The sequence below is a fragment of the Spiribacter roseus genome (genome assembly GCF_002813635.1).
In the GTDB taxonomy this organism is placed as follows: domain Bacteria; phylum Pseudomonadota; class Gammaproteobacteria; order Nitrococcales; family Nitrococcaceae; genus Spiribacter; species Spiribacter roseus.
The window spans coordinates 1,742,974-1,758,821 of record NZ_CP016382.1 but is presented as its reverse complement, the minus strand read 5'-3'; the positions used below and the strand labels follow the sequence as shown (position 1 = coordinate 1,758,821).

18 protein-coding genes are annotated in these 15,848 nt (G+C 66.2%); 16 read left to right on the top strand and 2 right to left on the bottom strand.

What is annotated here, in order from left to right; all coding sequences use genetic code 11:
- Window position 1 precedes the first annotated feature (1 nt).
- The gene (gene dnaN, locus BBH56_RS08680) at window positions 2-1,102 is read right to left on the bottom strand and encodes a DNA polymerase III subunit beta (RefSeq protein WP_069133827.1); all 1,101 of its coding nucleotides are present in this window, start codon (window positions 1,100-1,102) and stop codon (window positions 2-4) included.
- Between the two features lie 215 nt (window positions 1,103-1,317).
- Window positions 1,318-2,658, bottom strand: coding sequence for a chromosomal replication initiator protein DnaA (gene dnaA, locus BBH56_RS08675; protein WP_198515215.1), 1,341 nt, complete (start codon window positions 2,656-2,658; stop codon window positions 1,318-1,320).
- Window positions 2,659-2,830: 172 nt separating this feature from the next.
- On the opposite strand from dnaA, the gene rpmH reads away from it, so the two are divergent.
- The 16 genes from rpmH (at window position 2,831) to atpG (ending at window position 15,832) form a co-directional block, all read left to right on the top strand.
- Window positions 2,831-2,965 (top strand): 50S ribosomal protein L34, encoded by a 135-nt coding sequence (rpmH, locus tag BBH56_RS08670; RefSeq protein ID WP_023368428.1) that lies wholly within the window; start codon window positions 2,831-2,833, stop codon window positions 2,963-2,965.
- Window positions 2,966-2,976: 11 nt separating this feature from the next.
- Complete coding sequence (rnpA, locus tag BBH56_RS08665) at window positions 2,977-3,342, top strand: ribonuclease P protein component (protein WP_148122786.1); 366 nt, start codon at window positions 2,977-2,979, stop codon at window positions 3,340-3,342.
- Window positions 3,327-3,563 carry a membrane protein insertion efficiency factor YidD gene (gene yidD / locus BBH56_RS08660; protein WP_318262538.1) on the top strand — a complete coding sequence of 79 codons (237 nt, stop codon included), beginning with the start codon at window positions 3,327-3,329 and terminating at the stop codon, window positions 3,561-3,563. The genes rnpA and yidD overlap by 16 nt, the downstream gene beginning before the upstream one ends.
- Window positions 3,560-5,230, top strand: a complete 1,671-nt coding sequence (gene yidC / locus BBH56_RS08655) for a membrane protein insertase YidC (RefSeq protein ID WP_318262537.1) — start codon at window positions 3,560-3,562, stop codon at window positions 5,228-5,230. Before yidD ends, yidC begins: the two co-directional genes overlap by 4 nt.
- A complete protein-coding gene (mnmE, locus tag BBH56_RS08650; protein WP_148122579.1) occupies window positions 5,223-6,548 on the top strand; it encodes a tRNA uridine-5-carboxymethylaminomethyl(34) synthesis GTPase MnmE in 1,326 nt (441 codons plus the stop codon). Before yidC ends, mnmE begins: the two co-directional genes overlap by 8 nt.
- A gap of 16 nt (window positions 6,549-6,564) precedes the next feature.
- The gene (mnmG, locus tag BBH56_RS08645; protein WP_148122578.1) at window positions 6,565-8,451 is read left to right on the top strand and encodes a tRNA uridine-5-carboxymethylaminomethyl(34) synthesis enzyme MnmG; all 1,887 of its coding nucleotides are present in this window, start codon (window positions 6,565-6,567) and stop codon (window positions 8,449-8,451) included.
- A complete protein-coding gene (gene rsmG / locus BBH56_RS08640; protein ID WP_148122577.1) occupies window positions 8,452-9,108 on the top strand; it encodes a 16S rRNA (guanine(527)-N(7))-methyltransferase RsmG in 657 nt (218 codons plus the stop codon).
- Window positions 9,105-9,902 carry a ParA family protein gene (locus tag BBH56_RS08635; RefSeq protein WP_069133821.1) on the top strand — a complete coding sequence of 266 codons (798 nt, stop codon included), beginning with the start codon at window positions 9,105-9,107 and terminating at the stop codon, window positions 9,900-9,902. The genes rsmG and BBH56_RS08635 overlap by 4 nt, the downstream gene beginning before the upstream one ends.
- Window positions 9,899-10,759 (top strand): ParB/RepB/Spo0J family partition protein, encoded by an 861-nt coding sequence (locus tag BBH56_RS08630; RefSeq protein WP_069133820.1) that lies wholly within the window; start codon window positions 9,899-9,901, stop codon window positions 10,757-10,759. Before BBH56_RS08635 ends, BBH56_RS08630 begins: the two co-directional genes overlap by 4 nt.
- Window positions 10,760-10,817: 58 nt before the next feature.
- Window positions 10,818-11,183 carry an ATP synthase subunit I gene (locus BBH56_RS08625; protein ID WP_144346862.1) on the top strand — a complete coding sequence of 122 codons (366 nt, stop codon included), beginning with the start codon at window positions 10,818-10,820 and terminating at the stop codon, window positions 11,181-11,183.
- 28 nt (window positions 11,184-11,211) lie between these two features.
- The gene (atpB, locus tag BBH56_RS08620; RefSeq protein WP_148122576.1) at window positions 11,212-11,976 is read left to right on the top strand and encodes a F0F1 ATP synthase subunit A; all 765 of its coding nucleotides are present in this window, start codon (window positions 11,212-11,214) and stop codon (window positions 11,974-11,976) included.
- Window positions 11,977-12,043: 67 nt separating this feature from the next.
- A complete protein-coding gene (gene atpE / locus BBH56_RS08615) occupies window positions 12,044-12,307 on the top strand; it encodes a F0F1 ATP synthase subunit C (RefSeq protein ID WP_144346860.1) in 264 nt (87 codons plus the stop codon).
- Window positions 12,308-12,363: 56 nt separating this feature from the next.
- Window positions 12,364-12,834 carry a F0F1 ATP synthase subunit B gene (locus tag BBH56_RS08610; RefSeq protein ID WP_069133816.1) on the top strand — a complete coding sequence of 157 codons (471 nt, stop codon included), beginning with the start codon at window positions 12,364-12,366 and terminating at the stop codon, window positions 12,832-12,834.
- Window positions 12,835-12,845: 11 nt separating this feature from the next.
- Window positions 12,846-13,382: a F0F1 ATP synthase subunit delta gene (locus tag BBH56_RS08605; protein WP_144346859.1), complete on the top strand. Its 537-nt coding sequence runs from the start codon at window positions 12,846-12,848 to the stop codon at window positions 13,380-13,382.
- 13 nt (window positions 13,383-13,395) lie between these two features.
- Window positions 13,396-14,937 carry a F0F1 ATP synthase subunit alpha gene (gene atpA, locus BBH56_RS08600; RefSeq protein ID WP_144346858.1) on the top strand — a complete coding sequence of 514 codons (1,542 nt, stop codon included), beginning with the start codon at window positions 13,396-13,398 and terminating at the stop codon, window positions 14,935-14,937.
- A 22-nt stretch (window positions 14,938-14,959) separates the two neighbouring features.
- Window positions 14,960-15,832 carry a F0F1 ATP synthase subunit gamma gene (atpG, locus tag BBH56_RS08595; RefSeq protein ID WP_069133811.1) on the top strand — a complete coding sequence of 291 codons (873 nt, stop codon included), beginning with the start codon at window positions 14,960-14,962 and terminating at the stop codon, window positions 15,830-15,832.
- The last annotated feature ends 16 nt before the right edge of the window (window positions 15,833-15,848 follow it).

Sequence of the window (15,848 nt, the reverse complement as noted above, 5' to 3'; positions counted from 1 at the left end):
CCTACAGGCGCATCGGCATGACGACGTAGCGGGCATCGCGCAGGGTCTCGCCGAGAATGAGGGCGCTGCTGTTGGCGTCCCGCACGTACAGCTGAACCGTGTTTTCATCGATCGCCGCCAGCGCATCGAGCATGTAACTGGCGTTGAAGCCGATTTCCATGGCCTCACCGTTGAACGAAGCGGGGACCTGCTCCTCGGCCTCTTCCTGCTCGGGGTTATTGGACTGAATGCGCAGCTGATCGGCCTCGAATCCAAACCGCACGCCGCGATACTTCTCGTTGGACAGGATCGATGCGCGGACCAGTGCCTTGCGCAGCGTCTCGCGATCAACCACTGCAAAGCTGCCTTCCTCGGCAGGGATGACCCGCTGATAGTCCGGGAAGCGCCCATCGATCAGCTTCGAGGTAAACCGGATACCGGAGAGCGTCACCTGGATATGGCCGGGGCCCAGATCCAGTTCCACCGGCTCCTCATCGTCGTCCAGCAGCCGCAGCATCTCCTGGATGCCCTTGCGCGGCACGATCACCTGGGTGGTCTCGACGGCCTCATCAGTGGACGGCACCGCCGCAAGCGCCAGGCGATGGCCATCGGTGGCCACCGCCCGCAGCTGCCGGGGCTCAAGCTCGAGCAGCAGCCCGTTGAGGTAGTAGCGCACATCCTGCAAGGCCATGGCGAAGTGGCTTTTCTCAATCAACCACTTGAGCTGCGACTGCGGCAGCGAGAAGCGCTGTGCCGGTTCCACATCATCGGCGGTCGGGAAGTCTTCTGCCGGCAGTGTCGCCAGCGAAAACCGGCTCGGCCCCGCCTTGACCACGATCCGCTCCTGCTCCTGGCGCAGATTGACCACGGCGTCATCCGGCAGATTGCGGACAATGTCCATCAGTTTACGCGCCGGCACAGTGACCTGCCCGGGCTGACCGCCCTCAAGCGGTGTGTCGGTCTTCAGCTCGACTTCGAGATCAGTCGCCGTCAGGCAGAGCCGATCGTCGGTCTTCTCTATGAGCACATTGGCAAGGATCGGCAGTGTCTGGCGCCTTTCGACAACGCCGATGATCGCCTGCAGCGGCCGAAGAAGGGTTGCCCGTTCAATCTGGAATTCCATGGCTGGTCTCGTTGTTCTCTTATTATAAGAGTGTGTATTAAAGACTGTTGTAGTGACAAGGCCGGCCCATCGCCTTGGATAACCGCCTCAGGTTACTGATTTATAACAATTTTTATCGAATCATATCCTGTTCATTAAAGCCGCTGACACGGGGATGGAGGCTGCATAACCTGTGGACAGAATCGGCCCCTCTTTTTATCAACCGGTTATCCACATCATGATGACAAGGTTCTCGACAGGTTGTGATAGTCCTCATCAAACCGGGCGTCCGATTCGCGCAGTGACTGCACCTTGCGACAGGCATGCAGCACCGTGGTGTGGTCACGGCCGCCAAAGGCATCACCGATTTCCGGCAGGCTGTGGCTGGTCAGCTCCTTGGCGAGCGCCATGGCCATCTGCCGGGGCCGGGCGATGGAGCGGCTGCGCCGTTTGGAGAGCAGATCCGAGACACGCACCTTGTAGTACTCCGCCACGGTCTTCTGGATGTTCTCGGTGGTCACGAGCTTGTCCTGCAGTGCCAGCAGGTCGCGCAGGGCCGACTTGGCAAAGTCCACAGTGATCGGCTCGCCGGTGAAATGCGCATTGGCCATGACCCGGCGCAGGGCGCCCTCGAGCTCACGGATGTTGGAGCGGATCCGCTTGGCGATGAAAAACGCCACCTCGGGGGGCATGTCGATGCCGGCCTGGTCGGCCTTGCTGAGCAGAATCGCCACCCGGGTCTCAAGCTCGGGCGGGTCGATGGCAATGGTCAGCCCCCAGCCAAAGCGCGACTTCAGGCGTTCCTCGAGACCGTTGATCTCCTTGGGATAGCGATCGCAGCTCATCACCACCTGCTGATGGCCTTCGAGCAGCGCATTGAAGGTATGGAAGAACTCCTCCTGCGAGCGCTCCTTGCCGGCAAAGAACTGGATATCGTCGATGAGCAGCGCGTCGACCCCGCGGTAGTGGCGCTTGAACTCGTTGATGGCGTTGTGCTGCAGGGCCTTGATCATGTCGGCGACGAAGCGCTCGGAGTGCAGATACAGGACCCGTGCATCAGGCCGGCCGTTCATCAGTGCATTGCCGATGGCGTGCATCAGATGGGTCTTGCCCAGGCCGACACCGCCGTATATGAACAGCGGGTTGTAGGCCTGACCCGGGTTGTCCACCACCTGCAGGCTCGCCGCCCGGGCCAGCTGGTTGGATTTGCCCTCGACAAAGGTGTCGAAGGTGAAGTCGCGGTTCAGGTTGGCATTGTGCGGCGTCGAGGCGGGCGCGCTGCTGCGGGCCCGGGACTCGCGCTCATCGCTCGCCGCCACCCGGGGGGCCGTGGGCTGGGCGCCGATGCTCATGATCAGCTGGGGCGGTGAGTCGGGGTACTGACCGGCGAGCAGTTCCTCGATGCGGGTCGAGAAATGCTCGCGCACCCAGTCGAGGACAAATCGGTTGGGCGCGTACAGACGCAGCTGATTGCCCTGCTCCTCGGCCTGCAGGGGCCGGATCCAGGTGTTCAGCTGTTGGTCGGGGAGTTCTTTCTCCAGCCGCTGCAGGCAGCCCTTCCAGAGTGATTCGGACAAGAATGCGCTTCCTTCAAGATCGTCGCGGGTCGCGATCGAGTCTATCGTCTGGCCTGATCCTGTACCAGCAGCGCTGCGTCGCGGCCCGCCGCGGCAATTGACAGGCCGCTGGCCGCGACAGTACATTTCACGGCTGTTTATCTGCTAACCACTTTGATAAGGCGGTCCCGTCATGAAGCGGACGTTTCAACCCAGTGTGATCAAGCGCAAGCGCAATCATGGTTTTCGCGCCCGGATGGCGACCCGGAACGGGCGCAAGGTGCTTGCACGGCGTCGGGCCAAGGGACGCGCACGGCTGACGCCCTGACGTTGGATCCGGTGACGGCGGGCAGCGAGCGGTTTCCCCGCGCTGCGCGGCTGACGCGGTCCCGTGACTTCCGGGCCGTGTTCGCCGATGCCCGTCGCCACGGCGACCGCCATTTCACCGTGCTCGTGGGACAGGGCGGCGCCGACACCGCACGCCTCGGGCTGGCGGTTTCAAAGCGGGCGGCACCACGGTCGGTGGACCGGAGCCGACTGAAGCGACTGATTCGAGAGCGGTTCCGCCACCACCTCGCCCGGCTGCCCGCGGTGGATGTAGTGGTGATGGTTCGACCGGTGGCGCGGCAATGCGACAATCCGGTCCTGATCCGGTCACTCGACAAACTCTGGCAACGGATATCCGGTCCATGCGAATCATCCTGATCGGCCTGCTTCGCGCCTATCGTACCGTCATCAGTCCGCTGTTCGGCCCCTGTTGCCGGTTCCATCCGACCTGCTCGTGCTATGCCATCGAAGCGGTCGAGCGCCACGGCGCACTGCGCGGCAGCTACTACGCGATCCGGCGGGTCCTGCGCTGCAATCCCTTCCACCCCGGCGGCGTCGATCCGGTTCCGGGCAGTGAAACCACGAGTCGTCACCCATGATGGACAACCAACGCCTTTTTTTGGTCGGGGCGCTCGCCCTCGTCCTGTTGCTGATCTGGACCACCTGGCAGCGCGATTACAGCACCCCGCCGCCGCAGGCCGAGTCCACCGAGGCGGCTTCCGAATCCAGCGCACCCGCCCCGGCCGCCGAGGCACCCGAGGCCGCCGCGGATCCGCAACCGGCGGATGCCCCCGCCCGCGAGCCCGGCGCGGAGGGGGATGACCCGACACGCACGGACGGCGACGTGATCCGGGTCGAGACCGATACCCTGCTGGTGCAGATCCCGCTGCAGGGGGGCAACATCGTCCAGGCCCGCCTGCCCCGGCATTCCGTATCCGAGGACAACCCCGCGCCGTATACCCTGCTGAGCCCCGATGATCCGCTGTTCATGGCCCAGAGCGGTCTGGTCAGTGACGAGGGCAGCGCGCCCGACCACCAGGCCCGGTGGAACGCGGGCGCCGAGCGCTATGTCCTCGAGGACGGTCAGGACCGCCTCGAAGTGCCGCTGACCTGGAGTAACGGCGACGGCGTTGAGGTGATGCGGACGTACATCTTCGAGCGGGACAGCTATGTCGTGCGCATGGTCCAGAGCGTGGAGAACACCAGCGATACGCCGTGGCGGGCCTATCAGTACAACCAGCTGCGCCGCTCATCGGAAACCGAGGGCCCGGGGTTTCTGGGCGCGGCGAGCTACACCGGCGGGGTGATCTACAGCCCGTCGGAGAAGTACGAGAAGATCAGCTTCGGCGACATGGAAGACAGCGACCTGTCGCGCGACATCGACAACGGCTGGCTGGCCATGATCCAGCACTACTTTCTGGCGTCCTGGGTGCCGCCGCGCGATCGTGAACTGCGCTACTACAGCCGTTTCGACAATGGCGAGTACGTGCTCGGCCAGAGCTCGTCCTGGCAGACCGCCGAACCCGGCGAAACCGTGTCCTTCGAGAATCGCCTGTTCGCCGGTCCCAAGGAGCAGAGCCGCCTGGACGCCGTCGCGGCGGGCCTGGAGCTGACCGTCGACTATGGCTGGCTGACGATCATCTCCAAGCCGCTGTTCATCGCGCTCAGCTGGATCCACGGCGTGGTGGGCAACTGGGGCTGGTCGATCATCCTGCTGACCCTGGGCATCAAGCTGGTGTTCTACAAGCTCTCCGAGACCAGCTATCGCTCGATGGCGCGCATGCGCAAGCTCCAGCCCGAGATGCAGAAGCTGCGTGAGCGCTACTCCGAAGACCGTCAGCAGATGAACCAGGAGCTCATGCAGCTCTATAAAAAGGAGAAGGTGAACCCGCTGGGCGGCTGTCTGCCCATCCTCATCCAGATCCCCGTGTTCATCGCCCTGTACTGGGTGCTGCTCGAGAGTGTCGAGCTGCGCCAGGCGCCCTGGATTCTCTGGATCCAGGATCTGTCGGTGCGTGATCCGTTCTACGTGCTGCCGCTGCTGATGGGCGCGTCGATGTTCCTGCAGCAGAAGCTCAACCCGGCGCCCATGGATCCGATCCAGCAGAAGATCATGATGGGACTGCCCTTCGTGTTCACGATCTTCTTCATGTTTTTCCCGGCCGGGCTGGTGCTCTACTGGGTGACCAACAACAGCCTGTCGATCCTGCAGCAGTGGTTCATCACCCGCCAGATCGAGGCGGGCGACAAGAAGGCGAATGCCTGACGGGACCATCTGTGCGGTGGCGACGCCGCCGGGTCGCGGTGGCATTGGTGTGGTGCGGCTTTCGGGGCCCGATAGCGCGGCGCTGACCGAGGCGGTGGCCGGCCCGCTGCCGGCGCCCCGGCGGGCGAGCATGCGGCGGTTTGCCGGGGACGATGGGGCCGCCATCGACGAGGGGCTGGTGCTCTGGTTTCCCGGCCCGCAGTCGTTCACCGGCGAGGACGTGGCCGAGCTCCATGGCCACGGTGGCCCGGTGGTCATGGACCGGCTCCTGCAACGCCTGCTGGGACTCGGCGCCCGGCTGGCGACGCCGGGGGAGTTCAGTCACCGCGCCTACCTGAACGGCCGCATCGACCTGACCCGGGCCGAGGCCATCGCCGATCTGATCGAGGCGGGCAGCGAGTCCGCGGCCCGGGCCGCCATGCGCTCGCTGCAGGGCGAATTCGCCGCGACCATCGACGCCCTGGTGCAGCGTCTGACCGACCTGCGGGTGCACTTGGAGGCCGGCATCGACTTTGCCGACGAGCCCCTCGAGGGGCTGGCGCTGCAGGACGTCACCCGCCAGGTGGAAGCGGTCGCCGCTGAAGTGGCCTCAACCCGTCGGGCGGCCAGCCGCGGGCAGCAGCTCCAGGAAGGCCTGAGCGTGGTGATCGCGGGCCGGCCGAATGCCGGCAAGTCGAGTCTGCTCAATGCCCTCGCCGGCCGCGACGCGGCCATCGTGACCGACCTCGCCGGGACCACCCGGGATGTGCTCGAATCGTACCTGCATATCGATGGCCTGCCGCTGCGGGTGCTGGATACCGCCGGCCTGCGCGAAGGCGGCGATGTGGTGGAGCAGGAGGGCGTGCGGCGCGCCCGCCGGGCGATGGCGGCGGCCGACCGCATCCTGATGGTGGTGGACGACAGCGATGCGGGCGATGACCCCGCCCTGCCCGCGGAATGGCCCGATCATGTCGCGGTGACCACCGTGTACAACAAGATCGATCGCAGCGGTCGGGCCGCCGGCGAGTCGGCGGCGGGCCTCGCCGTCTCGGCGCTGACCGGCGAGGGCATGGAAGCGCTGCGCGATCACCTGCGTGCCTGTCTGGGCGCGGATGACACCGAGGCGGCTTTCATCGCCCGGCGGCGGCATCTGCAGTCGCTGGACGCCGCCGCCGGGCACATCGACGAAGCCCTCACGGCGGCCCGGGCCGGCGCGGGGGAGGAACTGATCGCCGAGTCGCTGGCCGCGGCGCAGGCGTCGCTGGGCGAGATCACCGGGGCAGTGACCACTGAGGACCTGCTGGGCCGGATCTTCTCGACCTTCTGTATCGGTAAATAACGGGGTGGATGCGGCTATGCAATTCGATCAAGGGTATGACGTCATCGTCGTGGGCGGCGGCCATGCCGGCACCGAGGCGGCCCATGCGGCGGCGCGCATGGGCGCGCGCACCCTGCTGCTCACCCAGAGCCTCGAGAGTATCGGTCAGATGAGCTGCAACCCGGCCATTGGCGGGATCGGCAAGGGCCATCTGGTGCGTGAGATCGACGCCATGGGCGGGGTCATGGGCCGCGCCGCGGATCGCGCCGGCATCCAGTTCCGCACCCTCAACCAGCGCAAGGGCCCGGCCGTGCAGGCAACGCGCGCCCAGGCCGACCGCAGTCTCTATCGCCAGGCCGTGCGCAGTCTCCTCGACGCGGTGCCCGCCCTGTCGCTGTTCCAGGACACGGTCCATGACCTGATCGTCGAGCATGACGAGGTCCGCGGCGTGGTGACCGGCATGGGGCTCGAGCTGCGGGCCGCCGCCGTGGTCCTCACGGTGGGGACGTTCCTGGGGGGCACGATCCATATCGGCGATCACAACCGCCGCGGTGGCCGCGCCGGCGATGGCCCGTCGATCGCCCTGGCGGAGCGGCTGCGCGCCATGCCGCTGCGGGTCGGGCGGCTCAAGACGGGGACCCCGCCGCGCATTGATGCGGCGAGCATTGACTACCGATCCCTCAATGCCCAGCCCGGCGATGATCAGCCGGTATACTTCTCGCGCTGGAGCCGGGGGGACGAGCACCCGCGCCAGGTGCCCTGCCACATCACCCACACCAATGCCGACAGCCACGCGATCATCCGCGCGGCGCTGCACCGCTCGCCGATGTACAGCGGCGAAATCGACGGCGTCGGGCCCCGCTACTGCCCGTCCATCGAGGACAAGGTGGTGCGCTTTGCCGATCGCGATGGCCACCAGATCTTTCTTGAGCCCGAGGGTCTCGACACCCGCGAGGTCTATCCCAACGGCATCTCCACGAGCCTTCCGTTTGATGTGCAGATCGCCATGGTGCGGAGCATTCAGGGTCTGGAGCAGGCCCATGTCACCCGCCCGGGCTATGCCATCGAGTACGATTATCTCGACCCGCGCGATCTGCACCCCAGTCTCGAGAGCCTGCAGCTGCCGGGGCTGCTGCTGGCCGGGCAGATCAACGGCACCACCGGCTATGAAGAGGCCGGGGCGCAGGGACTGCTGGCCGGGATCAACGCCGCGGCGCGCGCCGGCGGCCTGACCCCATGGGTGCCCCAGCGCCACGAGGCCTACATCGGTGTGCTGGTGGACGACCTGACCACCCGCGGCACCCGCGAGCCCTATCGGATGTTCACGTCGCGGGCGGAATATCGCTTGCATCTGCGCGAGGACAACGCCGACCTGCGTCTGATGCCGGTGGCCCGCGCCTACGGCCTGATCAGCGATGCCGCCTGGCGCGACTTCGCCACCTACCGTGACGCCATCGAGGCCGAGCGCCGGCGGCTGGAGAAGACCTGGATCCGCCCGGTGGATCTGGGTGACGACCATGGCACGCGCCAGCTCGGCCAGCCCCTGCGCCGCGAGCAGTCGCTGATGAACCTTTTGAAGCGCCCCGAGATGGACTACGCGACGCTGCTGTCGCTGCCGGGGGCGGGCCCCGGCCCGACCGATCCCGCCGTATGCCGGCAGGTGCTGATCGGCGCGCGCTACGAGGGCTATCTCAAGCGCCAGTCCGACCAGGTCGCCCGGCAGGCCCGTCATGAGGACGAGCCGCTGCCCGTGGATCTCGACTACCACAGCGTCGCGGGGCTGTCCGCCGAGGTCTGCGAAAAGCTCCATCACCACCGCCCCGCCACCCTGGGTCAGGCGGGCCGCATCCCTGGGGTGACGCCGGCGGCGGTGTCGCTGCTGCTGGTCCATCTGCGTCGCGGGCGGACCCGCCAGAGCGCCTGAATGACGGCCGACAGCGATCGCGACGCGGCGCGGCTGCGCGATGGCCTTGCGCGGTGGGGGCTCGACCCCGCGGTGGTGCCGGCCCTGATCGCCTATCGTGATCTGCTGGCGCGCTGGAACCGGGTGTATAACCTGTCCGCGGTGCGGGATCCGCAGGCGATGATCCCGCGTCATCTGCTCGACAGCCTTGCCGTGGTGCCCTGGCTGCCCGAGGGGGCGCTGCTGGATATTGGTACCGGTGCCGGGCTGCCCGGCCTGCCGATCGCCATCGCCCAGCCGCAGCGCCCGGTCACCCTGCTTGAACCCAATAACAAGAAGGTCCGGTTTCTGCGTCAGGCCTGCCTGGCACTCAAGCTGGACAACGTCACCCTGGTGGCCGAGCGCATCGAGGACTTCGACCCGCCGCAGCCATTTGCCGCGGCGATCTGCCGGGCGTTTACCGACGCGGCCGGTTTCTGGGCGGTGGCGGCGCCGCGGGTCGCCGACAACGCGCCGGTGATCGCCATGAAAGGGCGCCCCGAGGCGGAATCATTGGCGGGCCTGGAAGCCGCCGGCGTATCATGCCGGCGACAGCCGCTGGAGATACCCGGGCTTGATGCGTCACGCCATTTGCTCATCATGGAGCGATCGATCGCTGCCACAGGGATGATCCGATGAATCAGACACTCGCCATCGCCAACCAGAAAGGCGGCGTCGGCAAGACCACGACCTGCGTCAACCTGGCCGCCTCGCTGGTCAGCAGCGGGCGTCGCGTTCTGCTGGTGGACATGGATCCGCAGGCCAACGCCACCGTGGGGGCCGGCATCGACAAGGATGCCGTGCGGGCCAGCAACTACGAGCTGCTCATGGGCGAGGCCACCGCCCGCGGGGTGCGCTGCCGGGAGGTCCACGGCGGCTTCGATCTGCTGCCGGCCAATGGTGATCTGACCGCCGCCGAGGTGGGCCTGATGAGCGTCGGCGAGGGCCGCGAAAAGCGCCTGCAGAGTGCGCTGGCGCCGTGTCGCGAGGAATACGATCACATCCTCATCGACTGTCCACCGTCGCTCAACCTGCTGACCATCAACGCCTTCGTCGCCGCCGATCATGTCCTCATCCCCATCCAGTGCGAGTACTACGCGCTCGAGGGGCTGACGGCGCTGCTCAATACCATTGAGCGGGTCCGGCAGACCGTCAATCCCGACCTTGAGATCGAGGGACTGGTGCGCACCATGTTCGACGGCCGCAACAATCTCTCCAACCAGGTCGGGGCGCAGTTGCTCGCGCACTTCCCCGGTCAGGTCTATCGCACCCAGATTCCGCGCAACGTCCGTCTGGCCGAGGCGCCCAGCCACGGTCTGCCGGTGCTGCAGTACGACCGCAGCTCGCGCGGCGCGGTGGCCTACCTCGCGCTCGCCTCGGAGCTCCTGCGGCGCCAGCCACGCACAACCGCCGAGGCGGGAGGATTGTCATGAGTAACCGACGCAAGGGCCTGGGCCGGGGCCTGGACGCCCTGCTGGGCGAATCCGGGGGTGCCGATGGGGCCGGAACCGATGATCTCCGCGATCTGCCGCTGGATCAGCTCGAGGGCGGTCGCTACCAGCCCCGCCGCGAGTTCGATCCCGCCGCGCTCCAGACCCTTGCCCAGTCGATCCGCACCCAGGGCGTTGTCCAGCCCATCGTCGTGCGCACCCTGCCCGATGGCGAGCGCTACGAGATCGTCGCCGGCGAGCGGCGCTGGCGGGCGGCACAGCTCGCCGAGCTCGAGACCATTCCCGCCATCATCCGCGAGATCTCCGACGACCGTGCGGTGGCGGTAGCGCTCATCGAGAATATCCAGCGCGAGGACCTCAACCCGCTGGAAGAGGCCAATGCCCTGCACCGGTTGACCGAAGAGTTCGGCATGACGCATCAGACCATCGCCGAGGCGGTGGGGCGCTCGCGGGTGGGGGTCTCGAATCTGCTACGCCTGCTCGAGCTGGCCCCCGAAGTGAAGGCCCACATCGGCGAGGGGGCGCTGGAGATGGGGCATGGCCGGGCGCTGCTGGCGCTGGATGCGGCCACCCAGGCCCAGGCCGCGGCGCGCGTGGTCCAGCGCGGCCTGACGGTTCGCCAGACCGAGGCGCTGGTGCGCCAGCTGCTGGCCGGTGACAGCGCCGGGGCCGCCGAGCCCGAGAAAACCGACCCCAACATCCGGCGCCTGCAGGATGACCTGGCCGACCGGCTGGGTGCCAATGTGCGCATCGAGCAGGGCCAGCGTGGCAGGGGCCGGCTGGTCATCCGCTACAACAGCCTGGATGAGCTCGACGGCATTCTCGAGCACATCCGTTGAAGGCCATGGGTGAGTTCATTATACTCCGAGCACTTTTGCAGTCTCGCGCCGTGGCCGTATGCCGCTGAAGCGCGTGGCGGTGCAGGTCATCCGCTGGCAGATCGCCATCGGGCTGATCGCCGCCGGCATCTGGACGCTGGCCAGTGGCAGTGATGCCGGGCTGGCCGCGATCGCCGGCACCGGGATCAGCGCCTTCATGACGTTCTACGTCGCGATGCGCTGGGGCCTGAGAAGCGCGACCGAAGACGACCCGAGGGCGATCCTCGGCGCCTTCTACCGCGCCGAGATGATGAAGCTGCTGCTCGGGACGGTGCTGATCGTGATGGCCGTCTACGCCTTTCAGGACGAAGCGGCGGCACTGGTGACGACCCTGGCCCTGACACTGGCCGCCTACGGCCTGGTGTTGCTGGGCGACATTGACTGAACGCTGACAGAACGGGACAGAAACGACTATGGCAAGTTCGGCCACGGAATATGTCACCCATCACCTTGAGCACCTCACGGTGGGCGACGGGTTCTGGACGCTGCATATCGACACGCTCATCGTGTCGTGGGTGCTGGGCCTGATCTTTCTCGGGCTCTTCTACGCGGTCGCCCGCAAGGCCAGCGTCGAGTCGCCCGGTGGGCTGCAGAACGTCATCGAGAGCTGTGTCGAGTTCATCGACCAACAGGTCAGCGACAGCTTCAACGGGCCCAAGGACTTTGTCGCGCCGCTGGCACTGACGATCTTTGTGTGGGTGCTGTTCTGGAACCTGATGGATCTGATCCCGGTGGACCTGTTCCCCGAGATCATGAAGCTGTTCGGCGTCGAGTACGTGCGCATCCTGCCGTCCGCCGACATGAACGCCACCTTCGGCCTGTCGCTGACGGTGCTGCTGCTGATCATCATCTACAGCATCAAGGGCAAGGGCGCGAAGGGCTTTGGCAAGGAGATGTTCTGCCATCCGTTCGGCTCGCACCCGGCGCTGTGGCCGGCCAACCTGCTGCTCAACATCGTCGAGATGATCGCCAAGCCGGTGTCGCTCGGCATGCGACTGTTCGGCAATCTCTACGCCGCTGAGATCATCTTCATCCTGATCGCGCTGCTGCCGGTCTGGGCGCAGTGGGTGCCGGGTGTTGCCTGGGCGATCTTCCATATTCTGGTGATCCCGCTGCAGGCTTTCATCTTCATGGTGCTCACCATCGTGTATCTGAGTCTTGCTTATGAGAGTCACTGAGGGGTCGGCCCGGCGCCACCCAACGAACCGCTTTTAACCCTTAAACGACCCCTGTATTGGAGGAACCATGGAAGCAATCGCCCAGGTCCAGGCATTTACCGCCATCACCATTGGACTCATCTTCGCCTTCGCCGCCGTCGGCACGAGCATCGGCTTTGGCCTGCTCGGCGGGAAGTTTCTCGAGGGCATCGCCCGTCAGCCCGAGGTTGCCGGTGTCCTGCAGGTGCGCATGTTCATCGTCGCCGGTCTGCTCGACGCCCTGTCGATCATCGGTGTGGCCTTCGCGGCGCTGCTGATGTTTGCAAACCCGCTGCTCGGCGCGCTGAGCTGATTCCCTCGGACGTCACGACAACCTGCCATTCACCGGCAGCCATCGGAGAGTAGACCGTGGGCATTAACGCAACGCTGTTCGGACAGATGATCACCTTCCTGGTGTTCATTCTGTTCACCATGAAGTTCGTCTGGCCGCCGATCAAACAGGCCATGAGCGAGCGGCAGAAGCGGATCGCGGACGGTCTGGCTTCGGCCGAGCGCAGCCAGCACGAGCTGGAGCTCGCCAAGGAGCGGGCCGCCGAGCACATCCGCGAGGCCAAAGCGCAGGCGGGTGAGATCATCGAGCGGGCCAACCGCCAGGGTGCATCGATTGTCGATGAGGCCCGCGAGGAGGCCCGCACGGTCGCCGAGCGCGAGAAGGCGGCGGCCGAGGCGCGCATCGAGCAGGAAGTCAGTCAGGCGCGGGCCGAGCTCCGCCGCGAGGTCTCGCAGCTGGCCATCACCGGCGCCAGTCGCATCCTCGAGCGCGAGGTCGACCCGAAGGCTCATCAGCAGATGCTCGATGAGCTGGCCGAGCAGGTCTGAGGCAGAAGGATATGGCGCAGGAAACCACCGTTGCCCGTCCCTATGCCGAAGCGGCTTTCCAGCTTGCCCAGGCGTCCGGGGCCCTTGCCGGCTGGAGTGACGGTCTGGCCATGGCGGCGGCGGTCGTCGCCGATGACCGGGTCGCCGCGCTGCTGGGTCACCCGCGGGTCGATGACGAGCGCAAGGCGGGGCTCATCATCGACGTCTGCGGGGAGGCCCTGGACGATCAGCAGCGCAACTTCGTGCGTCTGCTGGTGCAGCGCGACCGGATCGGTGTGCTGCCGGAGATCAGTCATCAGTACGATCGGCTTCGGGCCGAGCACGAGAAGACGCTCAGTGCCCAGCTCATCACCGCCCAGCCCGTCGACGACGCGGTGCGCAGCCGGCTCGAGGCATCGCTTTCGAAGCGGCTCGAGCGCGTGGTGAGCCTGGACACCCAGCTCGACGAATCGCTCATCGGCGGTGCGGTGATCCGTGCCGGCGACCTGGTTATCGATGGCTCGGTGCGCGGTCGGCTCAACCGACTGACCAGCGCCCTCAGTCGCTAAGAGGACAGATTAGATGCAACTCAATCCCACGGAAATCAGTGACCTGATCAAACAGCGCATCGAGGGCTTCGAAGCCGTCGCGGAAGCGCGCAACGAAGGCACGGTGGTCAGCGTCAGCGACGGCATCGTGCGCATCCACGGCATCAGCGATGTCATGCAGGGCGAGATGCTGGAATTCCCCGGCGACACCTATGGCATGGCGCTCAACCTCGAGCGCGACTCGGTGGGTGCGGTGGTGCTGGGCAACTACTCGCACCTCAACGAGGGCGACACGGTGCGCACCACCGGGCGGATCCTTGAGGTGCCGGTGGGCGAGGCCCTGCTGGGCCGCGTGGTCAACTCGCTGGGCGAGCCCATCGACGGTAAGGGCGCGGTGGCCACCGAGCAGACCGCACCGGTCGAGAAGGTGGCGCCGGGCGTCATCGACCGCCAGTCGGTGGATCAGCCGGTACAGACCGGCCTCAAGGCCATCGACTCCATGGTGCCGGTGGGTCGGGGTCAGCGTGAGCTGATCATCGGCGACCGCCAGACCGGCAAGACCGCGGTGGCGGTCGACGCCATCATCAACCAGAAGAACACCGGCATTAAGTGCATCTACGTGGCGGTGGGCCAGAAGGCCTCGTCGATCGCCAACGTGGTCCGCAAGCTCGAGGAGCATGGCGCCCTCGATCACACCATCGTGGTGGCGGCCTCGGCGGCCGAGTCGGCGGCGCTGCAGTTCATTGCCCCGTACGCCGGCTGCACCATGGGCGAGTTCTTCCGCGATCGCGGCGAGGATGCGCTGATCGTATTCGATGATCTGTCCAAGCAGGCGGTGGCCTATCGCCAGGTCTCGCTGCTGCTGCGCCGCCCGCCGGGCCGCGAGGCGTTCCCGGGCGACGTGTTCTATCTGCATTCGCGGCTGCTCGAGCGGGCCGCCCGGATCAACGAGGCCGATGTCGAGCGCCGCACCAACGGCGAGGTCAAGGGCAGGACCGGTTCGTTGACTGCGCTGCCGATCATCGAGACCCAGGCCGGCGACGTTTCGGCGTTCGTGCCGACCAACGTCATCTCGATCACCGACGGTCAGATCTATCTCGAGACCGACCTGTTCAACGCGGGCATCCGCCCGGCGATCAACGCCGGTCTGTCGGTCTCGCGTGTCGGTGGCTCGGCCCAGACCAAGATCATCAAGAAGCTCGGTGGCGGTATCCGCCTGGCGCTGGCGCAGTACCGGGAGCTGGCGGCGTTCGCACAGTTCGCCTCGGACCTGGACGAGTCCACCCGCAAGCAGCTCGAGCGCGGCCAGCGCGCCATGGAAGTGCTCAAGCAGGGCCAGTACGCGCCGCTGTCGGTCGCGTTCATGGCGGTCTCGCTGTTCGCCCTCAACGAGGGGTACCTCGACGACCTCGACAACAAGAAGGTCAGCGACTTCGAGGCGGCCCTGCATCAGCATGTCGCCAACAATGCGCCCGAGCTGATGAACGCGATCAACGAGTCCGGCGACTACACCGACGAGATCAAGAGCCAGCTCAAGGCGGCGCTTGATGACTTCAAGGCAACGGGTACCTGGTAACGGGTCACAAGGGTAGTACGGTATGTCCGGCGCAAAGGAAATACGCACTCAGATCAAGAGTGTCGGCAACACGCAGAAGATCACCACGGCCATGGAGATGGTCGCGGCGTCGAAGATGCGCGGCGCTCAGCAGCGCATGCAGGCGGCCCTGCCCTATGCCGAGAAGATGCGTCAGGTGATCAGTCACCTGGCGCTGGCCAATCCGGAATATCGGCACCCGTTCCTGACTACGCCCGAGACCGACGAGCGCGTCGGCTACATCGTGGTCTCCAGTGACCGCGGGCTCTGCGGCGGGCTGAACAACAACCTGTTCCGTTCGGTGCTCACCGATCTGCGTGATCAGGAGGCTGCCGGCCGCGAGGTGCGGCTGTGCACGGTGGGCTCCAAGGCCATTCAGTTCTTCAGCCGCCTGCCCCCGGCGATCGTCGCCGAGGTCTCGCAGCTGGGTGACCGGCCGGCGCTGCAGGACATCATCGGGACCGTGAAGGTGATGATGGACCAGTACGCCAGCGGCGAGATCGACCGCGTGGTGCTGTGCTACAACCGCTTCGTCAATACCATGACCCAGAAGCCGACGGTGGAGCAGCTGCTGCCGCTGCCGGCGCCGGAACAGGATGACGGCACCCGCTCGGCGCACAGCTGGGATTATCTCTACGAGCCGTCCGCGGGCGAGGCGCTGGATCAGCTGCTCGAGCGCTATATCGAGTCACTGGTGTTCCAGTCCGTGGTCGAGAACATCGCCTGCGAGCAGGCCGCACGCATGGTGGCCATGAAGGCCGCCTCCGATAACGCTGGAAAACTGATCGACGACCTGAACCTTGCCTACAACAAGGCGCGTCAGGCCGCGATCACCACCGAGCTCTCCGAGATCGTGGCCGGCGCCGAGGCCGTCTAGCGTGAACGGCAAACCC